A 4790-nucleotide genomic window follows, 5' to 3' on the forward strand; every position below is an offset into this window, starting at 1 on the left:
TGCTACAAGCTCCGCAACACCATCGAGCGTGCCTTCTCCCACCTCAAGGACTGGCGCCGCGTCGCCACCCGATACGACAAGCTCGCCCGCAACTTCCAGGCCGGCATCGCTATCGCCGCCATCATCCCGTGGTGGGCGTGATCGAGTCCTGAGCCTAGTGGTCGGTCCACTTCGTGAGCCCAGCCAGCAGCTCCGAGCCGGTCTCGAAGGCATGAAGGTAGATGCACTCGTACTTCAGGCTGCGCCACAGCCGCTCGATGAGCACGGTGTTCATCCAGCGGCCGCGGCCGTCCATCAAGATGCGCAGCTCGGCCGCCTGCAGCACGCCGGTGAAACGCAGCGAGGCGAACTGGTTGCCCCGGTCGCACCTCCGGATCAGCGCGGCAGCCCGGCGCGCGCCAGTCCCTCCAGCACGCGCCCCATTGCCTCCGGATGTAGCGCATCCGACTGCTCACACCACCCTAAAGTCAGGTCCGGAAAGGACCGCCGGAGCGCTGCCAGCGAGCGCCACGCCTCCTCGTGCGCGCCGGCGTGCATCGCCGCGGCCGCGAGGAACCGATTCGGCCAGGCCCGGGAGGGCTGTTGGTCCAGGGCGCGGGCAAGGGCACGGGCCGAACGCGCGTAGTCGCCGAGTATGAAGCGGGCGATGCCAAGCCCGATCAGCGCCATCGCGCCGTTATACCCCGCGGGATAGGCGCCTAACGCGCGTCGGAACGCAGCAGCGGCCCGCCGCCCGTCGCCCCGAAAGTTCTGGATAAAGCCTAAGCGCCGCAGTGCCTCGGGTTGATCGGGGTCGAGCGTCAGGCTGCGGGCAATCAGGCCCTCGGCCTCGTCAAGGTGATTGGCCATCGACAGGGCTCCCGCAACAGGCGTCAGCACCTCCGGATCGTCAGGCGCAAGGGCCAGCGCGCGCCGGCCGTGTTCCAGGGCCCGGGCGCGCTCACCTTCACTGTCGCGCGTGAAGCAGTGATTGGCACCCAAGGCCCGGCTCCATGCGGCAAGCGCCTGTGCACGGGCATGGCTCGGGTCACGGAGCAGCGCCTCGTCCAAAAGGTCGAGCGCCATGCCGACCAGAACCGGCTCCTGCGACAGGGCCGCGGGGCGGGCGCGGTGTACGAGCATCTCGATGTTAGCACGATGCCGCGGCATGCGTCGTGCCTGCTCAATTTGCTCCTCCGCGATTGCCGCCCGCAAGGCACTGACCACACGATCGGCCCAACTGAGGCCCATGCGGGGTTCCAATCTCTCGCGCAACGTCAGCACAACCACGCCCCGTGCGGCCTGCACGACCGATAGGGTGACGCTATCCGCCTCGACCCGCCCCTCCAGCCGCAGCGTGTGGCGAACATCGGGAACCGCGCCGGGACTAGGGCTGAGCAGCACGAGGTCGCGCGCGTGACCCAGCGCGATCGCTAGATCATCAGTTGAGCGGCGGGCACACACGGCATCGCCAGGCGTCCCGGGCTCCAGCACGCGCAGCAAAATGGGCGTGCCCGAGGTCGATGCTGCGCTTGCCGCGCAGGTGCGGGCTGCCCGTAGCGTGGCCGAGGGCGCCTCCCCGAAGGTGCGGGAATAGGCGATGGAGAAACGACCGGGATGTTCAAATCCGTGCCGCAGTGTTGCCTCTAGCACTGAGGCGACCTCGCCCGACCGCAGGGTCTGCCGCGCCGCCGCCAGCCGCAACTGCTGGACGGCCGCATGTGGTGAGAGCCCAAGAAGTCGGGCGAAATGGCGCTGCAGCGTCCGTGGGGAAACGCCCGCGGCCTCGGCCAAGTAGGACAGGCTCGGGGCGGTGGCGCTGTCCCCGGCCAGGGCGGATTTCACGGCTTTCAGCGCGCGAGCGACGCAGGCCTGCCCGCCCTGGCCAGATGCTCCTGAAGGTGCCGGTTGCGTCAGGGCAAGAGGCATCCGTGCTTGCTGACCGCCACTCATGGACCCAATTTCGCAGGGGTGGCGTGGCGCGTCCAGGACAGAATGGCGCGATTTGGACAGACAAGCCGTCGATGCCCCTCGCACCATACACGAGGAGGCCCGGACCGGGCAGTATTCTACTCCCGGATGAGGAGCCCTCCTGGACAGGGAGGCATTCATGGTTTGCCCAGCATTAGCCAGATCGGTTCTGGCGGTGGGGCTTTTCCTCGCGGGCATTGCGGCCGCGCCCGCCGGTGCGCAACAGATTAACGGGAGCCATTCGCACCGCGTTCTCGGGACGGTGAACTTCCTCGTGACGTGCAATGCCAGCGCGCAAGCGGCCTTCAACCACGGAATGCTGCTGCAGCACTCCTTCTGGTATCAGGCTGCTGCCCAGGCGTTCCGTGACGTGCGCCAAGCCGATCCCGGCTGCACCATGTCTTATTGGGGCGAGGCGCTCACGCTCATCACACGCCCCAATCCCTACCTCCCGCCCGTGCCCGCCAATCTTCAACAGGGACGTGCCCTGCTCGAGGAGGCGACACGCCTCGGTGCACGCAGTCCGCGCGAAGCGGCCTACATCGAGGCGCTGTCCTTTGTGTTCTCGGGCGACGATGTTCCGGGCCATCGGGCCCGGCTGGTACGGTTCCGCAATGCCATGGGCCAACTACATGAACGTTTTCCGGCCGACAGCGAGGCCGCGATCCTCTACGCGTTGCTCCTGGGTGTCACGGCTGACCCATCTGACAAGACCTATGCCGACCAGCTTCGCGGGGCCGCCCTGCTTGAACGCGAATGGGCACGCCAGTCCGAGCATCCCGGTGTGGTCCATTATCTCATTCATCTCTACGACTACCCTGGCCTCGCGAGCCGCGGGGTCGCCGCAGCGGATCGCTATGGCGTGATTGCTGCCGATGCCCCGCATGGGCTGCACATGCCGTCTCACATCTACACACGGGTTGGCCGGTGGGAGTCCTCGGTGCAGTCGAATGTTCGAGCTGCGGAACTCGCGGTCGCCGCGGATGATGTACCCGAGGCACTGCATGCGTTCGATTACATGGTGTATGCGTATCTCCAAATGGCGCAGGACGAAGCTGCGCAGCGCGCGATCGACGCGGCAGCGAACGTTCCCTTGCGCACGCATGTGGCACCCCAGATCGCGTTTGCGCTGGCGGCTATGCGCGCCCGCTACGTGCTGGAGCGCGGCGCATGGGCCGAGGCAGCATCGCTCCGCCCAGTAGAGACCCCGTTCGCGTTCGCGGATGCGCTGACCTACTTTGCGCGCGCCATCGGCCTGTCGCGCGCCGGGCACCCTAATGAGGCGGCTGCCGACATCGAAGCCCTGCGGCGCCTGCATGAGAGATTGCGCGGCCGAGACGCATACTGGGCCGAACAAGTAGACATTCAGCGCCAAGCTGCGGAGGGTGTCGTCGCTTTTGCTGCCGGACGGCGCGGGGAGGGGCTCGAGATTCTACGCGCAGCGGCTGAGCGGGAGGCGCGGACCGAGAAGCACGTTGTAACCCCCGGCCCACTTGCTCCGGCCCGGGAGCTCTATGCCGAGGCCCTGCTTGAAGAGGGCCAAGCTGCCGCGGCGCTCACCGAGTTTGCGGCCGTGCAGCAGACCGAGCCGCGCCGCTTCCGAGCTATCGCGGGCGCTGCTCGCGCGGCTGAGGCTGCGGGGAATCGTGAAGAAGCGACGCGGCATTACGCCTCGTTGCTGGAGGTGGCCGGGAGCGGTGGCCCGACACGAGCAGAACTGGCAGCAGCGCGAGCCTATCTCGCGCGGAACTGAACCTGAGTATGGCCCCTGTGGAAATCTCGGCGAAACACCTTGCTGACAGTGCCGATGCTGATTCGCTTGCGCCTGCAGGGTAACGGTGGAGGCAAGGATGGATCAGCGGCGGATCGGGCTGGCCCGCCCGACATGGCAGCCATTGTCGAGGGCGCCGATACCATCCTCGACCCACGCACCGGCCTCACTGGCTGGGCGCAGAAAGGCAGCATCAGCTCCGGCTCTACCTCGCCGATGGGCTGGCCGTCGTGGCCCGAGCCGACCCCGACTCTCTCGCGTTCCGGCCCCTGGCGGAGGTCCTGGAGGCGCACAGCGCGGTCATGGTCAGCTAGCTCGACGCCTTCGAGGCCTAAGTTGCGGAGGCCGAGCGGGAGGGGCCCGAGAGGTACCCGCTCTACCGATGGACGAAGGCGACGCTCGACGATCCGGCGAAGCGCCTGAAGCACATGCGAGCCTTCGCGGTGCGTGTTTCCGGCCGGGAGGTGTACCCGAAGGAGACGGCGGACGCGCTCGAGGCCGCGCTGCGGCCCCTCGTGGAGTGCGGGCTCGTCGAGCGCCTGTCCAGGCACGACACGAACCCGGCGAGCAACCTGACGAATCCGGCCGAGTACCGGTCTTAGGCGCGCCGCCCAGCGAACCGGGTCACGACGCGCCCGGTTGCGGGGTGGGTCGCGCCGTCCCTCCAAGATGGAGGTGGCGCTCGCAAATGCTGCGCGCTGGGCGGTCCACTCGGCCGGAAATGGCGCCATCAGCGCCGGCAGGGCCACCCCTTCCGACTGCCGTCCATCCAGGATCGTCTCCACGATGTCCGGCGCCAACAGCGTCAGCCGCATCACGCGAGAGACGTAGGAAGAGTTGATCCTCTCACCGGCGGCGAGCTCGTCCATCGTGCCGTAGCGGCCTCCCTCCAATATCTTGGGCCACCGGAAGGCCCTGGCCAGCGCCTTTACGAGCGTGGGCTGCGGCTGGCCGTGCGCGCCGACGTCACCATATCACCCATATGAGACAACCAATGCCGCGCGCCCGACAGCCGGACCCGACCCAGTCCCTGAAAACTGCCATCGTCGGCCGCGTCGTCGCCCTTTTC

4 protein-coding genes and 1 pseudogene are annotated in these 4790 nt (G+C 67.6%); 3 read left to right on the forward strand and 2 right to left on the reverse strand.

Going from position 1 to position 4790, the window contains the following annotated elements; translation table 11 throughout:
- Positions 1–141: transposase (locus H7965_RS28710; RefSeq protein WP_186771465.1), on the forward strand; the 141-nt coding region annotated here is incomplete at its 5' end.
- 16 nt (positions 142–157) lie between these two features.
- Here H7965_RS28710 and H7965_RS28715 read toward each other — a convergent pair.
- Together H7965_RS28715 and H7965_RS28720 are read right to left on the reverse strand one after the other, a co-directional pair.
- Positions 158–364: pseudogene (locus H7965_RS28715) on the reverse strand (IS3 family transposase); the annotation flags it as partial.
- Positions 365–375: 11 nt separating this feature from the next.
- Positions 376–1908 carry a helix-turn-helix domain-containing protein gene (locus H7965_RS28720; RefSeq protein WP_186773930.1) on the reverse strand — a complete coding sequence of 511 codons (1533 nt, stop codon included), beginning with the start codon at positions 1906–1908 and terminating at the stop codon, positions 376–378.
- A gap of 181 nt (positions 1909–2089) precedes the next feature.
- On the opposite strand from H7965_RS28720, the gene H7965_RS28725 reads away from it, so the two are divergent.
- Together H7965_RS28725 and H7965_RS30595 are read left to right on the forward strand one after the other, a co-directional pair.
- Positions 2090–3703, forward strand: coding sequence for a hypothetical protein (locus H7965_RS28725; protein ID WP_186773931.1), 1614 nt, complete (start codon positions 2090–2092; stop codon positions 3701–3703).
- A gap of 446 nt (positions 3704–4149) precedes the next feature.
- Positions 4150–4323 carry a hypothetical protein gene (locus H7965_RS30595; protein ID WP_222440878.1) on the forward strand — a complete coding sequence of 58 codons (174 nt, stop codon included), beginning with the start codon at positions 4150–4152 and terminating at the stop codon, positions 4321–4323.
- Positions 4324–4790: the final 467 nt, after the last annotated feature.

Origin of the sequence: Siccirubricoccus deserti (assembly GCF_014283215.1) — a bacterium.
In the GTDB taxonomy this organism is placed as follows: Bacteria; Pseudomonadota; Alphaproteobacteria; order Acetobacterales; family Acetobacteraceae; genus Siccirubricoccus; species Siccirubricoccus deserti.